18 protein-coding genes are annotated in these 18502 nt (G+C 40.9%); 11 read left to right on the top strand and 7 right to left on the bottom strand.

The genetic code is table 11. The annotated features are described in order from the left end of the window. Positions 1 to 411 precede the first annotated feature (411 nt). Positions 412 to 1332 (bottom strand): aldose epimerase family protein, encoded by a 921-nt coding sequence (locus ACKTT2_RS25600; RefSeq protein ID WP_407891825.1) that lies wholly within the window; start codon positions 1330 to 1332, stop codon positions 412 to 414. A gap of 207 nt (positions 1333 to 1539) precedes the next feature. Between ACKTT2_RS25600 and ACKTT2_RS25595 the strand changes: the two genes are divergently transcribed. The 5 genes from ACKTT2_RS25595 to ACKTT2_RS25575 all read left to right on the top strand — a co-directional run bounded on the left by ACKTT2_RS25595 (position 1540) and on the right by ACKTT2_RS25575 (position 9462). Continuing rightward, the gene (locus ACKTT2_RS25595; RefSeq protein ID WP_407891823.1) at positions 1540 to 1686 is read left to right on the top strand and encodes a hypothetical protein; all 147 of its coding nucleotides are present in this window, start codon (positions 1540 to 1542) and stop codon (positions 1684 to 1686) included. A 275-nt stretch (positions 1687 to 1961) separates the two neighbouring features. After that, complete coding sequence (locus tag ACKTT2_RS25590) at positions 1962 to 2408, top strand: tellurite resistance TerB family protein (protein WP_407891821.1); 447 nt, start codon at positions 1962 to 1964, stop codon at positions 2406 to 2408. Positions 2409 to 3140: 732 nt separating this feature from the next. Further along, positions 3141 to 4499, top strand: a complete 1359-nt coding sequence (locus tag ACKTT2_RS25585; protein WP_407891818.1) for a UDP-N-acetylmuramoyl-tripeptide--D-alanyl-D-alanine ligase — start codon at positions 3141 to 3143, stop codon at positions 4497 to 4499. A 381-nt stretch (positions 4500 to 4880) separates the two neighbouring features. Further along, on the top strand, positions 4881 to 6371 hold the full coding sequence (locus tag ACKTT2_RS25580; RefSeq protein ID WP_407891816.1) for a multicopper oxidase family protein: 1491 nt from the start codon (positions 4881 to 4883) through the stop codon (positions 6369 to 6371). 43 nt (positions 6372 to 6414) lie between these two features. Further along, the gene (locus ACKTT2_RS25575; RefSeq protein ID WP_407891815.1) at positions 6415 to 9462 is read left to right on the top strand and encodes a DUF4114 domain-containing protein; all 3048 of its coding nucleotides are present in this window, start codon (positions 6415 to 6417) and stop codon (positions 9460 to 9462) included. Between the two features lie 166 nt (positions 9463 to 9628). On the opposite strand, the gene ACKTT2_RS25570 is transcribed toward ACKTT2_RS25575, so the two are convergent. From ACKTT2_RS25570 to ACKTT2_RS25555, 4 genes are all read right to left on the bottom strand, one after another. Next, a complete protein-coding gene (locus tag ACKTT2_RS25570) occupies positions 9629 to 10621 on the bottom strand; it encodes a glycosyltransferase (RefSeq protein WP_407891813.1) in 993 nt (330 codons plus the stop codon). 45 nt (positions 10622 to 10666) lie between these two features. Continuing rightward, positions 10667 to 11302: a DUF6391 domain-containing protein gene (locus tag ACKTT2_RS25565; protein ID WP_407891811.1), complete on the bottom strand. Its 636-nt coding sequence runs from the start codon at positions 11300 to 11302 to the stop codon at positions 10667 to 10669. Positions 11303 to 11719: 417 nt separating this feature from the next. Then, positions 11720 to 12016 (bottom strand): photosynthetic electron transport-dependent transcriptional regulator PedR, encoded by a 297-nt coding sequence (gene pedR, locus ACKTT2_RS25560; RefSeq protein ID WP_407891809.1) that lies wholly within the window; start codon positions 12014 to 12016, stop codon positions 11720 to 11722. A gap of 99 nt (positions 12017 to 12115) precedes the next feature. Next, a complete protein-coding gene (locus ACKTT2_RS25555; RefSeq protein ID WP_407891807.1) occupies positions 12116 to 12259 on the bottom strand; it encodes a hypothetical protein in 144 nt (47 codons plus the stop codon). A 546-nt stretch (positions 12260 to 12805) separates the two neighbouring features. Between ACKTT2_RS25555 and ACKTT2_RS25550 the strand changes: the two genes are divergently transcribed. After that, positions 12806 to 13783: a carbohydrate kinase family protein gene (locus tag ACKTT2_RS25550; protein WP_407891805.1), complete on the top strand. Its 978-nt coding sequence runs from the start codon at positions 12806 to 12808 to the stop codon at positions 13781 to 13783. Positions 13784 to 13998: 215 nt separating this feature from the next. On the opposite strand, the gene ACKTT2_RS25545 is transcribed toward ACKTT2_RS25550, so the two are convergent. Then, positions 13999 to 14715 (bottom strand): lipoate--protein ligase family protein, encoded by a 717-nt coding sequence (locus ACKTT2_RS25545; RefSeq protein WP_407891803.1) that lies wholly within the window; start codon positions 14713 to 14715, stop codon positions 13999 to 14001. 16 nt (positions 14716 to 14731) lie between these two features. After that, a complete protein-coding gene (locus ACKTT2_RS25540; protein ID WP_407891801.1) occupies positions 14732 to 15232 on the bottom strand; it encodes a YbjN domain-containing protein in 501 nt (166 codons plus the stop codon). Positions 15233 to 15479: 247 nt separating this feature from the next. Between ACKTT2_RS25540 and ACKTT2_RS25535 the strand changes: the two genes are divergently transcribed. From ACKTT2_RS25535 to ACKTT2_RS25515, 5 genes are all read left to right on the top strand, one after another. Then, the gene (locus ACKTT2_RS25535; protein WP_407891799.1) at positions 15480 to 15746 is read left to right on the top strand and encodes a hypothetical protein; all 267 of its coding nucleotides are present in this window, start codon (positions 15480 to 15482) and stop codon (positions 15744 to 15746) included. Then, positions 15733 to 16155 carry a DUF6334 family protein gene (locus ACKTT2_RS25530; RefSeq protein WP_407891797.1) on the top strand — a complete coding sequence of 141 codons (423 nt, stop codon included), beginning with the start codon at positions 15733 to 15735 and terminating at the stop codon, positions 16153 to 16155. The genes ACKTT2_RS25535 and ACKTT2_RS25530 overlap by 14 nt, the downstream gene beginning before the upstream one ends. A gap of 239 nt (positions 16156 to 16394) precedes the next feature. Beyond that, positions 16395 to 16643 (top strand): hypothetical protein, encoded by a 249-nt coding sequence (locus tag ACKTT2_RS25525; RefSeq protein WP_407891795.1) that lies wholly within the window; start codon positions 16395 to 16397, stop codon positions 16641 to 16643. 46 nt (positions 16644 to 16689) lie between these two features. Then, entirely contained in the window at positions 16690 to 17043 is a 354-nt protein-coding gene (locus ACKTT2_RS25520; protein WP_407891793.1) for a PIN domain-containing protein, read from the top strand. Positions 17044 to 17134: 91 nt separating this feature from the next. Then, positions 17135 to 18331: a protein kinase domain-containing protein gene (locus tag ACKTT2_RS25515; protein WP_407891791.1), complete on the top strand. Its 1197-nt coding sequence runs from the start codon at positions 17135 to 17137 to the stop codon at positions 18329 to 18331. The last annotated feature ends 171 nt before the right edge of the window (positions 18332 to 18502 follow it).

The following is an 18502-nucleotide window of genomic DNA, read 5'->3' as shown; positions in this document are numbered from 1 at the left end:
GACATCCTCAACCGCGCTAACCTCGGTATGGAAGTAATGCACGAGCGCAACGCTCACAACTTCCCTCTCGACTTGGCAGCAGTTGAAGCTCCTGCAATCAACGGCTAATTAATCAAGCAAAGGCGGGATAATATCCCGTCTTGACAAGAGAGGAAGCGTCCTTCACAAGAGGGGCGCTTTTTGGTTTATATAGAGTAGCAAATGAGGAGTCAGACCCTCCATCTCGTTCCATCTCGTTCCCAGGCTCCGCCTGGGAATGCCTTTGAGCGGAGGCAGAGCCTCCTGTTCTTATAAAGCGAGGCTGAGCCTCGCTGTATACGTCCCCAGCCAGAGGCTGGGAACGAGAGAGTACAAATGCACTCGCGGTCTGCATCCCCAGCCTCTGGCTGGGAACGAGAGACGAGAGAGTACTCAACAACGCTGTAATTCAACAGTTAAAGACCGAAGTTGGGATGATTTGGGAGGAAGTAGTGCCGAAGTGCCATTACGACAAGCAATTTCCAAATCGTAAGGAATATTAGTACAAGGTTCTAGTACGAGCACGTAATGATTCTGCCACCCGCCAAAACTAGCAAACACCCAAACATACGGAAAATCAACAGTATCAAAACTCATGAGCAAAGTGGAAGCCGATCGCAGATTGCGAATTCCGCATTGCCCTGTAGCTAATTGAGAACTATAATAGAATTCTTGTAATTGCGACGATCGTGGCGGAATCTGCTGTAAGTTAACTTCACTGCCATTGACTGCAAAGGCTTTTGGGAAACAAGTTTTTTCTTGACGACCTATAATTTTACTAAATTCTAAAACTGCTGGTTCAATAAAGCAATCTGGAAGAAGAACTTCATCTCCCTCTTCAATCGCTATAGCAGCGTGCTGCTTAAATAAAAACGGAATAGTTTCTTCCGACTGGTTCTTAAACAAATAATTTATTGTTGCTTTTGCTCGCTCTTCATCAAGGGTAATGGTTTTTTCTACCTGCACTGGTACTGTTTGACAAGTAAGCGCCATTTTGACACTTACCTCAGATTGTTCCAACAACTCCCACGCTTGCGACCATAACTCACCATGATCCACTAGGTTTCGATTCTGGAATACACCTGCTGCATCATTGGGAAAAATTTCATCCCAACCACCTGTCCAATTACCATCAAAAGATGCACCCACCTCAAGCTTACGGGATACTTGTGGTTCGTAATTTGAAGGATGCCACAACCACTCTTTTCCTGTTTTCAGGTCTTGTAGCCGATCGATGCGACCACCAAGATCGGGTCGAATGGAAAGTAGAAAAGTGAGTATTGCGCTCGTTACGATGAAGCACAGTAAAAACACGGTTAAGTAAAAGAAAACCTTTTTACTTTACGTAAATTATGTAATAAAAGCTTATTTAATAAATAAAAAGAAAAAGTATAAACATCGTTATGAAAGAGCTAAAGTTTTGTTAAGATGCTTATGCTAGTATTTCATCGCCGAAAAACGTTGAGTGAGGTGTGAAGACACCTATCAGTACTAGCACCATCGAGTTCAAAAGTTCGGACAATGAGCAGCTACATTTTCTTTAACGATGCCCTTCGGATACTTGTAAACGCCTTCTTGGCTTCTGTGTTCTTACTTATTGCTGTTTCCGGTGTAGGTTTGGCAATCGTCGAAACCATTGAAAAATCCGGCGATAAGCCGGAGGCTTAACGGAGTACAGCCGTATTGCATAGACAAGAAGCGATTGCATTAGGATTGTTTTCCCTAAATTTGATACCAACACCCTCACCGTGTCTTAGACGTTTTACTCCCTTTAGCGAAAAGTTGGCTTTTTGTCAAGCAAAATTTAGTAGAAGTGTTCGTTTGTGAAAAATCTTGGGAACACTAAAGGACAAGAGTCTCATAGCACTGCACTATCCACCGACAGCAATCCAAGCACGGGTAAATGCACTGCTGATGAGACACCAATTAGGGAGTAAACAAAAATGGGTCTATTTGACAAAGTGTTTGGTACGCAAAGCCAAGTCTACGAAATCCTGACACCAGCAGAAGCTTTTGCTGCTATCACCTTGGCTGCAACTGCCTCAGATGGGTATCTTTCTGACGAGGAGGCTCGTAGTATTTCTGCTACACTGTCTCGGATGAAGCTATTCAGAAGTTATTCCAATGATGTTATCAACAGGATGTTCGACAAGCTTCTTGGTGTTCTTAGAAGAGAAGGTTTAGATACTTTGTTTAACTTAGCAAAGGAATCTTTACCCTATGACTTGAAAGAAGCCGCCTTTGCAGTCGCTGCGGATTTGGTGCTAGCAGACGGTATCGTAACGCGAGAAGAGCAGGATTTCTTGAACGATTTGTGTTATGCTTTGGACATTTCTCGTAACATCGCTACTCAGATAGTGGAAGTGATGGTGATTAAAAACAGGGGCTAATGCTTTTTTATATAAGGAGTAGGGAGTAGGAATATTCATAACAACCGAAACTCGTATTAACTTATTTCAATAAACTTTTATACATTAGGTTTGCTAAAAGCGATTGGACTTTTTTGGTTATATATCAATCCTAAATCATTTATAAACAATTTTAGGTAATGTAGGGGAGCCACCCGAAGTAGGCGGGTCCCCCCGTGACTGCTAGGAGTAGCGTTGGGCATTGCCTACTCCCAAGTCTTATAGGATTGCTATATACTTTTAGCGAAACATAAAATAGTACAATCGCTAAAATTCGTTTACGCAAAAAAGAAATTCCTCAATATTCAAATTTCCTACCTTAGAGGATGTTTGTCAAGTATACCGTTATATCACGATCCCCCCTAGCCCACGCCAGTCGCTGTGAGTTCGGGAGACCCTCCGGAGAGCGCTGGCTCCCCTTAAAAAGGGGGGAAAATACTCTTACAAGTCCCCCTTTTTAAGGGGATTTAGGGGGATCTTGGATGTCTTGCTACTGATGAAAGGACTTTTAAAACATCCTCTTAGAGTACAAAAATTCAGTGGTCACTAGTCATTGGTCACTGTTTACTGGTCACTGGTCACTGTTTACTGTTCACTGTTAAAATTTCCGGGCAGTTCCAGATAACTTAGAACAGTATTAACATTTAAGGAATCTTGTCCGTTTATGGACAAGGTGTACTCTAAATACAGCCACGAAGATTAAAATTTAGAATTATGTCTTTTTCCGTCACTTTAAGCCAATTAGTTAAAACTCTTTCTGCCCAATCCGTTAATTTATCTGAAAAAGAGCTAGTACAATCCAGCAACGGTATACAAACGGATAGCCGTATTCTCAAGCCAGGTGAAATATTTGTGGCTTTGCGCGGTGAGAAATTTGATGGGCATGAATTTATTCAAACGGCGATCGCCAATGGTGCAATGGCTGCTATTGTCGATTATAAATATGAGAGTACCGAATTTCCTATTTTGCAAGTCAATGATACGCTTGAGGCTTACCAGAAAATTGGTAGATGGTGGCGAGATCGGTTTCAAATTCCAGTCATTGGGGTTACGGGTTCTGTAGGTAAAACAACTACTAAGGAACTCATTGCTGCTGTTTTGGCGACAAAAGGAAAAGTCCTCAAAACCTATGGCAATTACAATAATGAAATTGGAGTGCCGAAGACTTTACTGCAACTGACAACAGAACATGATTTTGCAGTGATTGAAATGGCGATGCGTGGTCAAGGACAAATTGCCGATCTCACTCACATAGCAAATCCTACAATTGGAGTGATTACCAATGTTGGCACAGCACACATTGAGCTTTTGGGTTCGGAAGAGGCGATCGCGCAAGCAAAATGCGAGTTACTTGCAGAAATGCCTAAAGACAGTGTAGCAATTCTCAACCACGATTGTCCGCTATTAATTGAAACGGCAGCGAAAGTATGGCAAGGAAAAGTTATAACTTACGGTTTGTCTGGTGGCGATCTTCAAGGCAGACTCGTTGATAGCGAAACTGTTGAAGTGGCTGGGATACAGTTACCCTTACCTTTACCCGGACGCCACAATGCAACCAACTTTCTGGCAGCTTTAGCAGTCGCACAAGAGCTAGATATCGATCGCTCATTTTTAGAAGCAGGCGTGACGGTGGATATGCCAGGAGGGCGATCGCAACGTTTTACTTTATCCAACGATGTCGTTATATTAGACGAAACATATAATGCTGCACCAGAAGCTATGCAAGCAGCATTAAACTTACTAGCAGAAACCCCAGGACATCGACGTATTGCCGTACTTGGTGCAATGAAAGAATTGGGAGAGCGATCGCACCACACCCACCAAAAAGTAGGAGAGACAGTGCGAAAGTTAAACTTAGACGCTTTGCTGGTTTTGGTGGATGGAAAAGATGCCCAAGCCATAGCCGAGAGTGCAGAAGGTATACCCTGTGAATGCTTTTCAAATCATGGAGACTTGGTAGCTAGGTTAAAGACGTTTGTACGAGAGGGCGATCGAATTCTTTTTAAAGCAGCACACTCTATAGGATTGGATAAGGTTGTCAGTCAGTTTCGGACAGAGTTTAACAGTGACTAGTGACTAGTGACCACCTGACCAGTGACGGTAGATTCAAGTCATCTAGTAGGTAGGGCTATGCCGCACAAAAGCTGAAAAAGTTTTCGTAGGGCTATGCCGCACAAAAGCTGAAAAAGTTTTCAGTGACTCTCCATATTTGATTAATTTTCTACGCTCGTCCCAATACTTGATGTGTTAAAATCGCCATCGTTTTGTAACAATCAAGCAATATATTGTTTACTAAAACTTGTCTTTCATGAAAGTTTCACTAAGTTGACATCGGATTGCAAAAGGTATTGAAAAACTCCTGTTATATTTATTCTGGAAAATGCATTGTGTAGAAATTTGACGATTTCTTAAGATAGTCAAATTCGTACCACTTTATTAACTAAAAAACTTGCTATGAAGAAAATTAGCAGACGTGAAGCGCTGAAAATGGCAGCGCTTGCAGGGGGTGCTGTTTTGATTCCCATAGGGCTTCAAAACCGAGGCTATGCTCAGTTTGGTGGAGGCGTTGTGCCGTTTACACTTCCTTTTCGCAGACCACCATTGTTAAATCCAGTCCGTAAGGATTCAACAACTGATTACTACCAAATCATAATGCGGAAGTCTCAAGTAGAGATTTTACCAGGACGCACTACGGAGATTTGGGGCTACAATGGCGTATTTCCTGGACCTTTAATTAGACAATCTAAGGGTCGGCGATCGGTTGTACGATTTATCAACGAGCTTGATGTCAACACAGCTATTCACTTACATGGAATGGAATCTCCACCTCAGTATGATGGATACGCTACAGACGGCATTCTTCGAGGGTATTACAAAGATTACGTCTATCCCAATAATCTTGCTGCTACTTATTGGTATCACGACCACGGGCATGGTCAGACTACCCGAAACGTGTATATGGGGTTAGCAGGTATGTATATAGTCCAAGATAATGAAGAGCTTGCATTGCAACTTCCTCAGGGAGATTATGATGTGCCTCTGATCGTTCAGGATAGACGATTCACGTCTACTGGTTTGTTCGATTTAAATACTAACAATCAGACGAATGTGATGGACGATGTAATACTCGTCAATGGTGTACCTTGGCCTTATATGCAGGTGGCTAATCGCAAATATCGTTTTCGAGTGTTAAATGCATCAAGTTCCCGTAGTTACAGATTCACTCTCAGTACAGGAGATAACTTGATTGCGATCGGTACTGATGGTGGTTTAATGGCATCACCAGTCAATACTCAAGAACTACGTATTGCACCAGGAGAACGGTACGAAGTTATTATTGATTTTTCTAAATATCCTATAGGAACTCAAGTAGAACTACGAAATCTTCCACTACCTAGTAATACTGAATCTCCAAATACAGACAGAATTATGCGTTTTGATGTAGTGCGAGCGGAAACAGATAATAGCTCTGTTCCTAACGTACTACGCAATATTGAATTGATTCCTGAATCTGCTGCCGTGCGAACCCGCGACTTCGTTCTTGACCAGATAAATGGAAGATGGGTCATGAATAATAATGGGTGGGACGTCAATAGAATTGACTTCAACATACCATCGAATGATGTGGAAATTTGGAGATTTCTTCACCCTGTAAATGTTGGGATTCATCCCATGCATTTGCACGGTATAAAACTTCAAATGCTCGATCGCAATGGTCAACCGCCTCTGCCATACGAGCGAGGCTGGAAAGATGTGTTTTACGTTGGTGAAGCTGAGACAGTGCGAGTTATTGGGAGATTTGGTTCGCAGGCAGGTAGGTTTATGTACCATTGCCACAATACGGTTCACGAAGACTTTGCCATGATGAGTCAGTTTGATATGGGACAAGGTGGGGTAAATCCAACATCAGCCCGAGCCAAACCTCTTCCCGCACCACCACTCTAACAATGACGTTTTGACTTTGCTCTATATTCCATAACAAACACTCATGCAGCCAACTGAAACACAAACGCTTGATGTAGCAAGTATTAAAGCATTACACATCAGCCGCGTCTCCGGAGGTCAGGGAGGTAATCAGGGGAATACTAGTTCCTCCAGTCCTGATATTTCGGCTGATGGGCGTTATATCGCCTTTCGTTCTGATGCTAGTAATTTAGTAGCCAATGACACTAATAACTTTAGTGATGTGTTCGTCTACGATACTCAGACAGGTACAACTAGACGTGTTTCCATCGGAACAGGAGGCATTGAGGGAAATAACTTTGTCAATGGAAATCCCAGTATCTCAGCAGATGGAAACTATATCGTATTTGAATCCTTTGCTAGCAACTTAGTAGCAAATGACACTAATGACTTTAGCGATATTTTTATTCACGACAGTTTAACAGGAAGCACTAGACTGGTTTCGATAAATTCGCAAGGCGACCAAGGGAACGATGTATCTTCATCTCCTGTTATTTCTTCAAATGGACGTTACGTAGCATTTGAATCCTATGCAAGTAATTTAGTAGCAAATAATACAAATGGATTCAATAATATTTTTGTCCGCGACACTCTCACAGGTACTACCCGTCTTATTTCTCTAAGTTCAACAGGCAATGAAGGGAACAACTCATCTTTCTCTCCCGCAATTTCAGCAGATGGGCGTTATGTAACGTTTGATTCATTTGCTAGTAATTTAGTAGCTAATGATACAAATAACAATCGTGATGTCTTTGTTTACGACACTCAGACAAGTACCACCAGCCGTATTTCAGTTAGTTCAACTGGTGTAGAGGGGAATAACTTCTCCTACAATCCTGTTATCTCAGGTTCGGGACGCTATATTGTGTTTGAGTCATTGGCTAGTAATTTAGTAGCTAATGATACTAATAATGCTTCCGATATCTTCATCTACGATATTCAAACAAGCACGACTCGACGCATTTCTGTAGATTCGCAAGGCAATCAAGGGAACGATGCATCCTCTTCTCCTGCTATCTCAACGGATGGACGCTATGTGACATTTAGTTCATCTGCTAGCAATCTAGTAGTTAATGATACTAATAATGCTATAGACATCTTTATTTACGATACACAGACAAATATAACTAAACTCTTGACAGTGGACTCACAGGGCAATCAAGGAAATAACTCTTCCTACAACCCTGCTATATCCGCAAATGGAAATTATATAGTGTTTGAGACAGATGCCAGCAATTTAGTAACAGGAGATACTAATGACAGTCGTGACATTTTTGTCTACGACAATCTACCTATTGTAGGTATTGCAGCCATCGATCCATCAGCTAGCGAATCTGGTGACGTAGGTATTTTTCGCATCGGTCGCTCTGGCGATATCAGTTCGCCACTTCAAGTCAATTATACCATTTCTGGTACGGCAACTAATGGAACTGATTTCAGCCCAACCCTTACGGGTACGGCAATTATTGACGCCAATCAATCTTTTGTAGATGTTGCGATCGTACCAGTTAACGATAATCTCTTTAACGAAAGCGATGAAACTCTCATCCTAACTTTGGTAGAGGCACAAAATTACAATCTAGGTTTATCCAACACCTCTGCCACAGTCACCATTATTAACAATGGCAATCAAGCTCCAACCAATTTAGCATTGAGTGCCACTAGCATAAATGAAAATGTTCCTGTAGGAACAGAAATTGGCACTTTCAGCACCACAGACCCAGATACAATTGACCAGTTCACTTACAGCTTTGTAGCAGGGGATGGAGATGCTGATAATAATCTCTTCACGATTAACAGTAACAAACTACTGATTAATAGCTCTCCTGATTTTGAAAGCAAATCAAGTTATAAACTCCGTATTCGTACCACTGATAAAGGCGGACTCTTCCTCGACAAAGCGTTCACCATTAGTGTCAATGACATCAATGAATCTCCAACCAACTCAGGAGCGAATCCTACTCCCGGAGGGTCTACAAACAACCAACCCATTGATAGCAACGTTAACAAACCTACTCCACCAACTATAAAGCCGACAACTTCTGAGTTAACCAAAATTGCTTTTGATATCTTCACTCTCAAAGGTCAAAATAGCAGCAATCAAGCCAAGATTTCAGTTAAACTGACAGGACACAATTCTCAACGGGTCAACGAACTAGGAGTATTTACCGTTGACGATGCACAAGGTCGAATCAACGGTATTGCACCTGACTCTGCGGGTTACACCGAAGCTGCATTAAACCGATCTCAAGTAATTTTTTCTGCTCTTGCCAAAACCCCAAATGGATTTAATGCCGATCTGACACGCAAGTTAGTTTTTAACTCAGATGCTAACTTAAGATTTTATTTAGTCAGCGATAGCACAACAGACACTGTAATTTCTGATAATACCTCTTTATCAAAAATCGTGTTTCCATCTACCACAAATTTCCAAGTTGAAAGCTTGAATAATGGAGAGTTTTCTCTAGCTTGGAAAGACCCATCGACTCAAAATAGTAACTTTGATGATTTTGCGGTCAGAGTGAAAGCCACAGATGAAGATATTGCTTTGGGAACTAATTTGCAAGGCAAAGTGCAAAACGAACTCATCGACTTACGACAAGTTAACACTCAAGTCAAAGCTGACTTTATTCTTAACAGAGAAGCTATTTTCAATAACTTTATTGGCTTCTATAAAATAGCAGATGATAAGGGTGGGATTGACACAAATGGCGATGGCATTACTGATTTGCGTCCTGGAGACACTAGTTACGCGCAAGCTGCTGTGAGCGGACGTGTTGGCGGTCTTGACTTGACAGTAAACAACAAAGCAACAGCAAATTTCACTGGAACTTTCAACGGCGGTTTGCTGTATGCCCCATTTATCATCATCAACAATACCCCCGATGCACTCTTAGATAATAATCCTAATAACGACCCACAAGTTTACTTTCCATTCTTAGGTGCTAACTCTGACAAAACAGATCACATTCGTTTATTAGGGGATAACATTTTTGGTTTTGAGGATCTTGTTAATGGTGGTGATAAGGATTATAACGACATGACCGTTCAAATTAAGTTGAGTTATGCTTGATAAGTAAGTTGGCATAATTGAAGTTAGGGATTTCTAAGAAATAAATTATCCAAGCTTGTGGTACGGGCTTCAAGCCCGCTACTAGTATTGGGTGGGGCTATGCCCTACATTCACTATTAGTGGGCAGTAGGGTGGGTAATGCCCACCATTGCCTACCCAAAATATACTATCTTTTTTTCTGAGTCAGCTTACTAAATATTCGCTGAGTATTTAATGCAATCAAACGCATTTTTGTCAAATCTTTAATTCTAGAAGAATACTGCATTTTGCAATCGTAAAAATTATTTAAATTGTCAAGAATAACCTTCAAACGTTGAAGAATATTATCCGTTCTATATTCAGTCAAAAACTCTTCTGACAAATTGGAAGGTTTCCAAGATTTCAAAACTTTTAAAATACGTTGAACATCATACTCTCTTGAATAACCAGCTATTTTATAGCAATTGAATGCAGGATCTAAATAATCAGATAATCCACCATTAATACTAGAAAATACCTGACAACCACAAGCTAGTGCTTCCATGGGTTGAAGACCAAACCCTTCACTTACACCCTGTATCGCCCAATATTCTGCGGAATCATAGAGATAAACTTTAGCTCGATTAAATAAACCAGCTATGTCCTCAACATAGGAATTGACTATTGTTACCTGACATTGTTGTTGCAAATCCGGAATCAGTTCCTGAAGTAGATATTTAGAAGATTTACGCACTTGAATTAAAACATCGATATCTCTTTCCAGGTTAAAATTTTGAAATTCATCAGAAATTTGATTCGGCAAATAATAAATTAGGGAATGCGGAGCTTGTTGTCCCCAATATCCTAAAGTATTTCGACTAACAGAAATGATGGGAATACTTGAAGGCAAACTAAAGCCATAACCCGAACTATGGGCGTGATAGACGACATTATATTGCTTGAGCTTTGCCACAAGTCGAGGTACATCAAATCCCCAACTAACAACAAAAATGATATCATCTAAATTTTTTTCTCTCAATACATCATCTAGAAAAAGCTTGTCTTTTTCCCTTTGACGATAAGTCACAACATCAGCACTACAAATTTGCTGTGTCAGGTTTAATGTTTTTAACTCAGCCCACAATCCTCCGCACGCAAATTTACCATACGTTCCAGGCAGTAAAAAATAGAGTTTTCGCATAACTGGTCACTGGTCACTGGTCACTGGTCACTGGTCACTGCTATTCTAATCTCTCCATCGCACTTTAATAAAATGTGCATCGCGTCCCCAAACATCTCGCGTGCGAGTAATACTGTCGATTTCTAAATTGAAAGGAATGGAAGTTGTCAGGTATCGCTGTACTGAAGCGCCTACGTCAGGTGCAAGTTCGCAAGCTGTGGTTGCTGCTAACCCCAAACCTATCAGTTGCTCAATTGGTCCTCGTGGTAATAGTAGATGCATTCCCACAGCTAACCCAGCTGTTAGAATCATCGCTACTGAAACATTTGTACCACAACGAGGATGCACGGCTAAATCTCCTTCACCATGAGTCAGGCGGTGTAAAGCAAGCATTGCCGCACGTCGTAAATCGCTAATGTTTACCTCTCCATACAGATAAAATCCTTTCTCTGTAGATAAACCACCCAATAGTTCGTTGTCAACTTGAACGGGACTCGTCGCTCTAGCAAAAGGAGTATAAGCATTTTTTGCTCCGCTTAGAACCCAAACGGTCGCGTGTTCCAAAGCATGAACTTGCCGCAACGTCAGAATTTCTTTCAACCCAGGAACAAATGATAAATGCTTGACTAAATCGGCATCTTGCAGTGGAGGGGCTGTTGTAATATCAAAATTAAAGAAGTTAAACGTGGAAGAAGTATCCATAGCAACACTGCTCTTGTGACTGTAGAGCAACATAGATTTCTTTTAAATGTAACGTTTCAGTCTCTAGATTGTTGCTAATTTTTGTTGACTATATAAATTTCCTGCTGTTTACTGTGGGCAAAAATTGTAACAGAGATGCTACTGTATGTGAAGCGAGAAACCCCGTTCATGCCAAAACATGAGCGGGGTTGTTCGTGGAAAAGCACAAGTGTAGTTAATCTGTTACTAGTTAGATACAGGTGGAGTAACCAGTCGCCAATCGCCAGTCGCATTTTTTTATTTGTTATAATGTATAAAAATACACAATAACTACTTAAGTTTACCTTTGCCTGACTTGATATTCAAGATTTATGCCTTTAAATCTAAATTGTGAGGAGGAAACTATAAGCAATCCGTCAAAATTAGCTTGACAGAATGCTAGACATTGGTTGAGTTTGCTGAACTTGTTGCATCATTGTTGAAGTTAGGCAGAGGACAGCAATTTACATCATTCAAGCAGACTTTGCCCCAGTGTAATGCCCAACGGACAAGAGCTACTCGGTTGTCTGTGCCTGTCTTGGTGAGAATATTACTGATATGGTTATCAACTGTACGCTTGCTTATTTCTAACTTCGCTGCTATCTCTTGGTTAGTTAAGCCAGCAGCCACTAAATCAATAATTTGCAGTTCTCTGTCTGATAGACTAACAGGGGTCTGAGACTCGCCACCAGCCATGAGTTTTTTCCTTTTTAGTATATGTACTTAATCACTCTTTTTCATTCTAGAAGATTCTTTTGGCAGTAGATGCTTAAAGTATAAGCAGAAATACTATTTTTATAAGGAAAACGGCTGAAAACCCTTGAGGCTAAGGTTCGTAGCACGGCATAGAACCTCAACCGTCCTTAAGGCAAGGGATGAAAGCCCTTCGGGTTCGCCAATGCAAGCGAGACGGAAACCGACTCGCAAGCGTGAACTCACCGCTCTTCCCCCTTCAGGGTGCAGTGTCGTTTTGTTTTTTTGGTTCCGGTAACGAGTCTATCCATTCATCGATAAGGCTTGACATTGTTCTATCTAATTGAACAGACAATAAGAGTAACTTATGATATCTACGTTCTGTTAATCGAAAACTTAATCGTTTGTTTTTCATAAATGTCGAACAAAGGCTATACATTTATGTTAATTTAAATTGAGTTAAACAACTAAGGAGATGTTTGCACTGGCTAAAACTAAAAAAGACAAAAAGACTGAGCCTTTAATGGAGGGGCAGAAGGGAGGAAAGAATGGCAAAACCTACGTAGTCTTGAGGGAGGAGGGGAGAGAAAATCACAAAATTTATTGTATTAAATATTATTTTTTTTAAGTATATTTACGTAAAAATGAAATTGAAAATGCTGTCGCCTACTAGTACTTAAAATTAAGTTTGGTAACAAAGATTGCTATTTAATTGTATGAACGATCGCGAATAAATTGCCAGAAATGTTGTAATTTTATACTGGAAATTCCTAAGCCAAATTCCAAAATTCGATGAGTAATCCCCGTGTTTTGTGCCTGGGTGAAGTTTTGTTTGACCGATTGGCTGACCAATTGGGGCGAAAGCTAGAAGAGGTTGAGTCTTGGACCGCTTATCCTGGAGGAGCACCCGCTAACGTAGCTTGTGCTTTAGTGAAGTTGGGAACATCTTCAGGATTTATCGGTTGTGTGGGTGAGGACGCACCAGGCAATGAACTGGTAGAACTGTTTGAAAAAGTGGGCGTAGATACAACGGGCATACAACGTCATCCCACAGCCCCAACAAGGCAAGTTAATGTTGTCCGCTCGCTAGAAGGCGATCGCACTTTTGCTGGCTTTAAAGACTTTGAAACCACAGAGTTTGCCGACACTTATCTAAAAGCTGACAAATTACCAAGAGAGTTATTTGAAGCAACAGATTTTCTCGTGTTAGGAACTTTGGAGTTAGCTTATCCTGACAGCGGACAAGCTATTTACCGTGCCTTGGAGCTAGCAGAACAGTATGATGTCAAAATTCTTCTAGATATCAATTGGCGTCCCGTGTTCTGGACTAATCCCGATATAGCTCCTCAAAAAATTCAAGAATTATTTAAACAAGTCGATTTTCTCAAATTGTCTAAAGAAGAAGCAGAATGGCTATTTGATACAGCTGATGCTGGTGCAATTACTTACCGTCTCGATTCGGTTGAAGGAGTTTTGATCACAGATGGAGAAAACGGCTGTGCTTATTGCCTTGGTGAAAATGAAGGCAAACTCCCAGCTTTTTCCGTCCCTGTTGTTGATACAACTGGTGCTGGAGATAGTTTTGTCGCTGGCTTCATCCACCAAGTACTCACTCACGGTATCCAAAGCTTAAACGATGGAGAAACTGTCAAAAAGATCGTGACTTATGCCAGTGCAACAGGAGCATTAACAACGATGAAAGCAGGCGCGATCGCATCTCAACCCACTGTAGCTGAAGTCGAAGCTTTTCTCGCCTCTCACTCCATCTAAGGGACTTCCAAATAAAAAATATCCAGCTTTCTCTTGTGGTGTGGGCTTCTAGCCAGCTACTAGCACGGGACGGGCGAGGACGCCCGTTCCACAAGATGTATAATTTATTTCTTAGCAGTCCCTAACTAACTTAACAGTTATCAAACTCTATATGTTAACCAACCGACTCCATCAACAAATACAATTCATTATCGAAATCGATCGACTCAAGCAGGTTATTTGCTAGAAACACCAGCTGCAATTGCTTCCCATTCAGACTGAGAAAAAGGATGCTCTTCAAACTCGGTATCAAAACAACAGCTAGCGGCAGTCATTAATGCTGTCACAATCTTTTCAATATCTAATTGAGGCAGTCTCACAGATGTGAATGTTTCCCCAGGAAAAACTCGAGCAAATAACTCAGCATTTGGTTGCAAACGGATAGAACCATGCTGCAAAATAGCTCCCTCCCGTAGCAGTTGAGCGCTGCCAATAAATTTTGTTCCATCTGGTAAGACGAGATCGGCACCAGTTGCAGTGCCAAAACAATTGGGGTTATGGATATAACCTCGCCCTGCTGTTCCGTAGCGCAATTCTACACCAAGCGATCGCCACCCTTGAATTAAAAACTCACAAATTTTCTGGTACATTTCAACACGATTTCCCGTCAGTCCAGATGTGACTACGGTATAAGTTAAATCGCCTTGATGCAGTACCGCCCGTCCCCCTGTTGGACGCCGCACCAAGTTGATTTTTTGTCCCTGCCAAATAAGATTTTGCCAATGTTCGGGATATTTGTGTTGGTGGTATCCCAAGGAAATAGTCGGTGGCGACCAAGTATAAAATCGTATGGTAGGCGGATACGATCGCAACAGGTGTTGTTCTAGCAACCAACGATCGATTGCTATTTGCAAATTACCATTCGCTTCTAGCAATGGAATCAGTCGCCACATGGGAAAATAAATCTCTTTAATGACCAAACTCAGCTTGTAACGCTTCGTCGTTGTTATCAGCGATAGTTGCTACAACCGTAATCAGGCGGGAAACTTCACTAGGAGATAAATCTGCTAGAGTGCGGGTTCCCATAACAACCACCTGGTTTTCAATGATGGCAAAATGAGATTCAAAGGTACTAGAGGCATTCATTTCTAGGAGTTGTCGCATTAACTTTGACTCATCCTTAGCAGGTAATTTTAGCACCGCAGACCAAACCGTTATGGTATCCTCATCTGTTGTACCAGTCAGTTGGACAAAGACTTCTATAGTGCCATAGTTAAACTTCCAACGATAACCTCCTTCTGAAGGATGACTCACCATTGCACTGTCATCTTGTTCTAAAGTGTCGATGACGTTTTCAATGATCTCTATATAGTTGATACTCGTTGTCTCAGCGATAAATTCGTTGATAAGTTCCGCATCTGACACCGATTCAGTTGCGGGCTTTTCTTGCTGTGATTGGTAGCTTGTCATACAAATTTTTACCTCAACCGCATTATTAGTACATCTAGATACACTTTATCCTTTATACTTTACCTTCTATGCTTCCTACTTCGTCCTTGACTTAGGTGTGAGTTTCCATCCCCTGTTTCCCAGTGTCGAGAGTAGACAGTGAATCATACTTAACGGAAGATAGCCGAATCACGAACAGCAAAGTATCAAAATTTAGCAGTATGATGAAAACTTACTTAGACGAAAACACAAAGTTAAAGCCAATTTGATGGATGAGCAAGAGGGAGTGAAACTTTCACCAGGTGGTCTGAAGAAACTTGGCAATCTTGTTATTCTGAAAGATAGCATCATTGCCGATGTAATTCGAGAGCGTGGAGGAGGGCAAGGTCAAGTTAATCAATTGCGAACCGATTATCAAAATTTAAAAGTTGGTGAGTTAGCTAATCTTGCGTCCCTAGGAGATGCAGATGCAGAAACTGCTATTAAAATTCTTAAACAAGCTAAAAAGAAGTACGAAAAATATGGTAGAAAATGAATTTTCTATAGGACAGTTTTTAACAGCAGTATCAATCGCTGAAGATGAAGAGTTTCTAGGCAATGAACTTTGCCTAGGTAAAGTTCAGCTGATTTTCCAAGATTCAGCAGTTACATTGATCCCAATGGCTGATACTGATGAAATAGAGATAAGACAAGAATCGGTTCCCACGACTTCTGTAATCGATACTCCATCTTGGTGTCAGTCTTTTATTGGCCAAAAATTAATGACAGTATGGGTATGTGAAAATAACCAAGGTTATCGAGATCAAGTGATTTTTGCATTTGAGTATCTCCGACCGAGTATTGCATTTGTGGCTGAAGGCTCGGTTATGAAAGTGTTCTGTTGCGAACAAATCATCCGCACCCAGGAAATTGAAAATCACCTACAACACAGTGACAGACTTTAAAATAAAAATACATCTCAGTGAACTGCTATGCCTAGTATTATCCAATCGCTCTTTTGGTATGTACAAAAATAACAATGCTATAATACATATATAGCAATCCTATGTGATTTATAAGCATGTAGGGTGGGCATTGCCCACCACATAAATCTGTTGGTTGGCAATGCCCACCCTATAGTACTTAAAATTGTTTATAAATGATTTAGGCTTGCTATAGTATAAATACTTTTAGATAAAGTAGCGTGAATAAACTAGAACTAGATGATAGAACTCTTAACAAAGCACTTTTGCTGGCAAAAGAACGACATTGTGATTTGTCAGACTTAATTGCACGCGCAATTGACCAACTTGTATTAGCTGAAGCACCAAAAGACCGTTTGATAGGATTATTCGCTGACGATCCTGAGTCTGTAGATGAGATGTTAGCAGAAGTTATGAAGGATAGAGCAGCACACTCACTCAATCAACGTTTTGAAAAAAGCACTACTTGACACGGATATTTTTTCTGAACTTTTGAAGGGCGTAAATTAGAAAGTTGTGGCTAGAGCCTTAGCATACCATTCTGCACTTAGTTACTACACAATCTCCACTATAACTGTGTTAGAAATAGTTAAAGGTTGGCATAAGCTTCAACGTGAAGACAAGATTCAGCAGTTATTCGCCGAAATTATCAACATAGAAGTGCTAGCACTAGAAATGAGTGATGCTCAATTGGCAGGACGAATTTATGCTGATTTGGAACGCACCGGACAACCAATAGGGCTTGCCGATGCCATGATTGCCGCGATTGCCGTACAAAAGAATTTAATCTTAGTTAGTGGTAATTTGTCCCATTATCAGAGAATTCAAGAACTGAATTACAGCTTAAAGCTTGACAATTGGCGAATATGAAGCATCGTTTTGTTTGACATGGCAAAATAAAGATAACTGAGAGCGAAGTCTGAATATAACAAGAGGTTCGCTATTGTACGATCGCTTTAACATGAGTTACTGTCTAAATCCTTTTTGTCCCAACCCTCAACGTACCGATGATGGCAAGTTTTGCTTGACTTGCGGTTCCAAACTTCTCCTGAAAGAAAGATACCGTGCTATCAAACCAATTGGGCAAGGAGGTTTTGGCAGAACCTTCTTAGCTATGGATGAGGATAAACCGTCTAAACCGCGCTGTGTCATTAAGCAATTTTATCCCCAAGCCCAAGGCACAAGTACAGTGGAGAAAGCTGTTGAGTTGTTTACTCAAGAAGCCATGCGCCTTGATGAGTTGGGGAAACATCCACAAATACCAGAACTACTTGCTTATTTTACTCAAGACGATCGCCAGTATCTCGTACAAGAATTTATTGATGGGCTGAATTTGGCTGAGGAATTGGCACAAAGAGCTGCATTCAATGAAGTAGAAATTCGGCACTTACTCAACGACTTACTGCCAGTGTTGCAATTTTGTCATGAAAGACAAGTCATTCACAGAGATATTAAACCAGAAAATATAATTCGCCGAAAATCGGCAGTTTCTGCCGTTGGAAATTTAGTTTTGGTAGACTTTGGTGCTGCAAAAGCAGCTACTTATACTGCTTTAAACAGAACAGGTACGAGTATTGGAAGCCCAGAATATGTCGCACCCGAACAAATCAGAGGAAAAGCTGTTTTTGCCAGTGACATATTTAGTTTGGGTGTAACGTGTATTCATCTTCTAACTCAGTGTTCTCCTTTTGATATATATGATACTTATAATGCGACTTGGGTTTGGCAACAACATCTAAAAACTCCCGTAAGCAACGAGTTGAGACACATTCTTGACAAAATGTTGGAACCTACTGTTGCCCAACGCTATCAAACAGTTAATACAGTCCTCACGGATTTGAATCACCAACAGCAAGTCGCGATACGGCTTAAGCCGTTAGGTGCTTCGCCTATCGTACCACCAACTATAATTAATCCTGTCAGTACTCCGCAAGAAACACAAAAATCTACTTTTGTCAATACCAAAAATGACCCGATCGATAAAGAATTACAAGAAATCAAAACAAAATTTTTGGGAGGAAGCAGTAGTACTAATTCAAATAATATAAGTACAAATACGCAATTTCAACCTTCGCAAAAACCTCAACCCTCTAGCAAAAACATTATTGATGAGGAATTGGAGGAATTAAAAGCTAAGTATAAAAATGAGAATGGTTAGTAGGGGCGCAAGGCATTGCGCCCCCACATTGGTGAGTTGTTGTTCAAGAAAGTTACAGATGAACAATCATTTCATAATTTGCTCTTGTGGTGCAGGCATCTTGCCAGCCAGGAATAAAAGGTGGGCGAATTACAATAAATTAAGGGTAGGCGAGGACGCCTACCCCACATG

The organism is Scytonema hankhaensis NUACC26 (genome assembly GCF_045865695.1).
Lineage (GTDB): Bacteria > Cyanobacteriota > Cyanobacteriia > Cyanobacteriales > Nostocaceae > Scytonema.
Note: the sequence above shows the minus strand (reverse complement) of the source record. Positions and strands in the feature narration are given on the sequence as shown.

Coding starts and splice junctions, on each gene's coding strand:
- ACKTT2_RS25595 (WP_407891823.1), top strand. CDS start 1,540: ATGAGCAGCTACATTTTCTTTAACGATGCCCTTCGGATACTTGTAAAC.
- ACKTT2_RS25590 (WP_407891821.1), top strand. CDS start 1,962: ATGGGTCTATTTGACAAAGTGTTTGGTACGCAAAGCCAAGTCTACGAA.
- ACKTT2_RS25585 (WP_407891818.1), top strand. CDS start 3,141: ATGTCTTTTTCCGTCACTTTAAGCCAATTAGTTAAAACTCTTTCTGCC.
- ACKTT2_RS25580 (WP_407891816.1), top strand. CDS start 4,881: ATGAAGAAAATTAGCAGACGTGAAGCGCTGAAAATGGCAGCGCTTGCA.
- ACKTT2_RS25575 (WP_407891815.1), top strand. CDS start 6,415: ATGCAGCCAACTGAAACACAAACGCTTGATGTAGCAAGTATTAAAGCA.
- ACKTT2_RS25570 (WP_407891813.1), bottom strand. CDS start 10,621: ATGCGAAAACTCTATTTTTTACTGCCTGGAACGTATGGTAAATTTGCG.
- ACKTT2_RS25565 (WP_407891811.1), bottom strand. CDS start 11,302: ATGGATACTTCTTCCACGTTTAACTTCTTTAATTTTGATATTACAACA.
- pedR (WP_407891809.1), bottom strand. CDS start 12,016: ATGGCTGGTGGCGAGTCTCAGACCCCTGTTAGTCTATCAGACAGAGAA.
- ACKTT2_RS25550 (WP_407891805.1), top strand. CDS start 12,806: ATGAGTAATCCCCGTGTTTTGTGCCTGGGTGAAGTTTTGTTTGACCGA.
- ACKTT2_RS25545 (WP_407891803.1), bottom strand. CDS start 14,715: ATGTGGCGACTGATTCCATTGCTAGAAGCGAATGGTAATTTGCAAATA.
- ACKTT2_RS25540 (WP_407891801.1), bottom strand. CDS start 15,232: ATGACAAGCTACCAATCACAGCAAGAAAAGCCCGCAACTGAATCGGTG.
- ACKTT2_RS25535 (WP_407891799.1), top strand. CDS start 15,480: ATGGATGAGCAAGAGGGAGTGAAACTTTCACCAGGTGGTCTGAAGAAA.
- ACKTT2_RS25530 (WP_407891797.1), top strand. CDS start 15,733: ATGGTAGAAAATGAATTTTCTATAGGACAGTTTTTAACAGCAGTATCA.
- ACKTT2_RS25515 (WP_407891791.1), top strand. CDS start 17,135: ATGAGTTACTGTCTAAATCCTTTTTGTCCCAACCCTCAACGTACCGAT.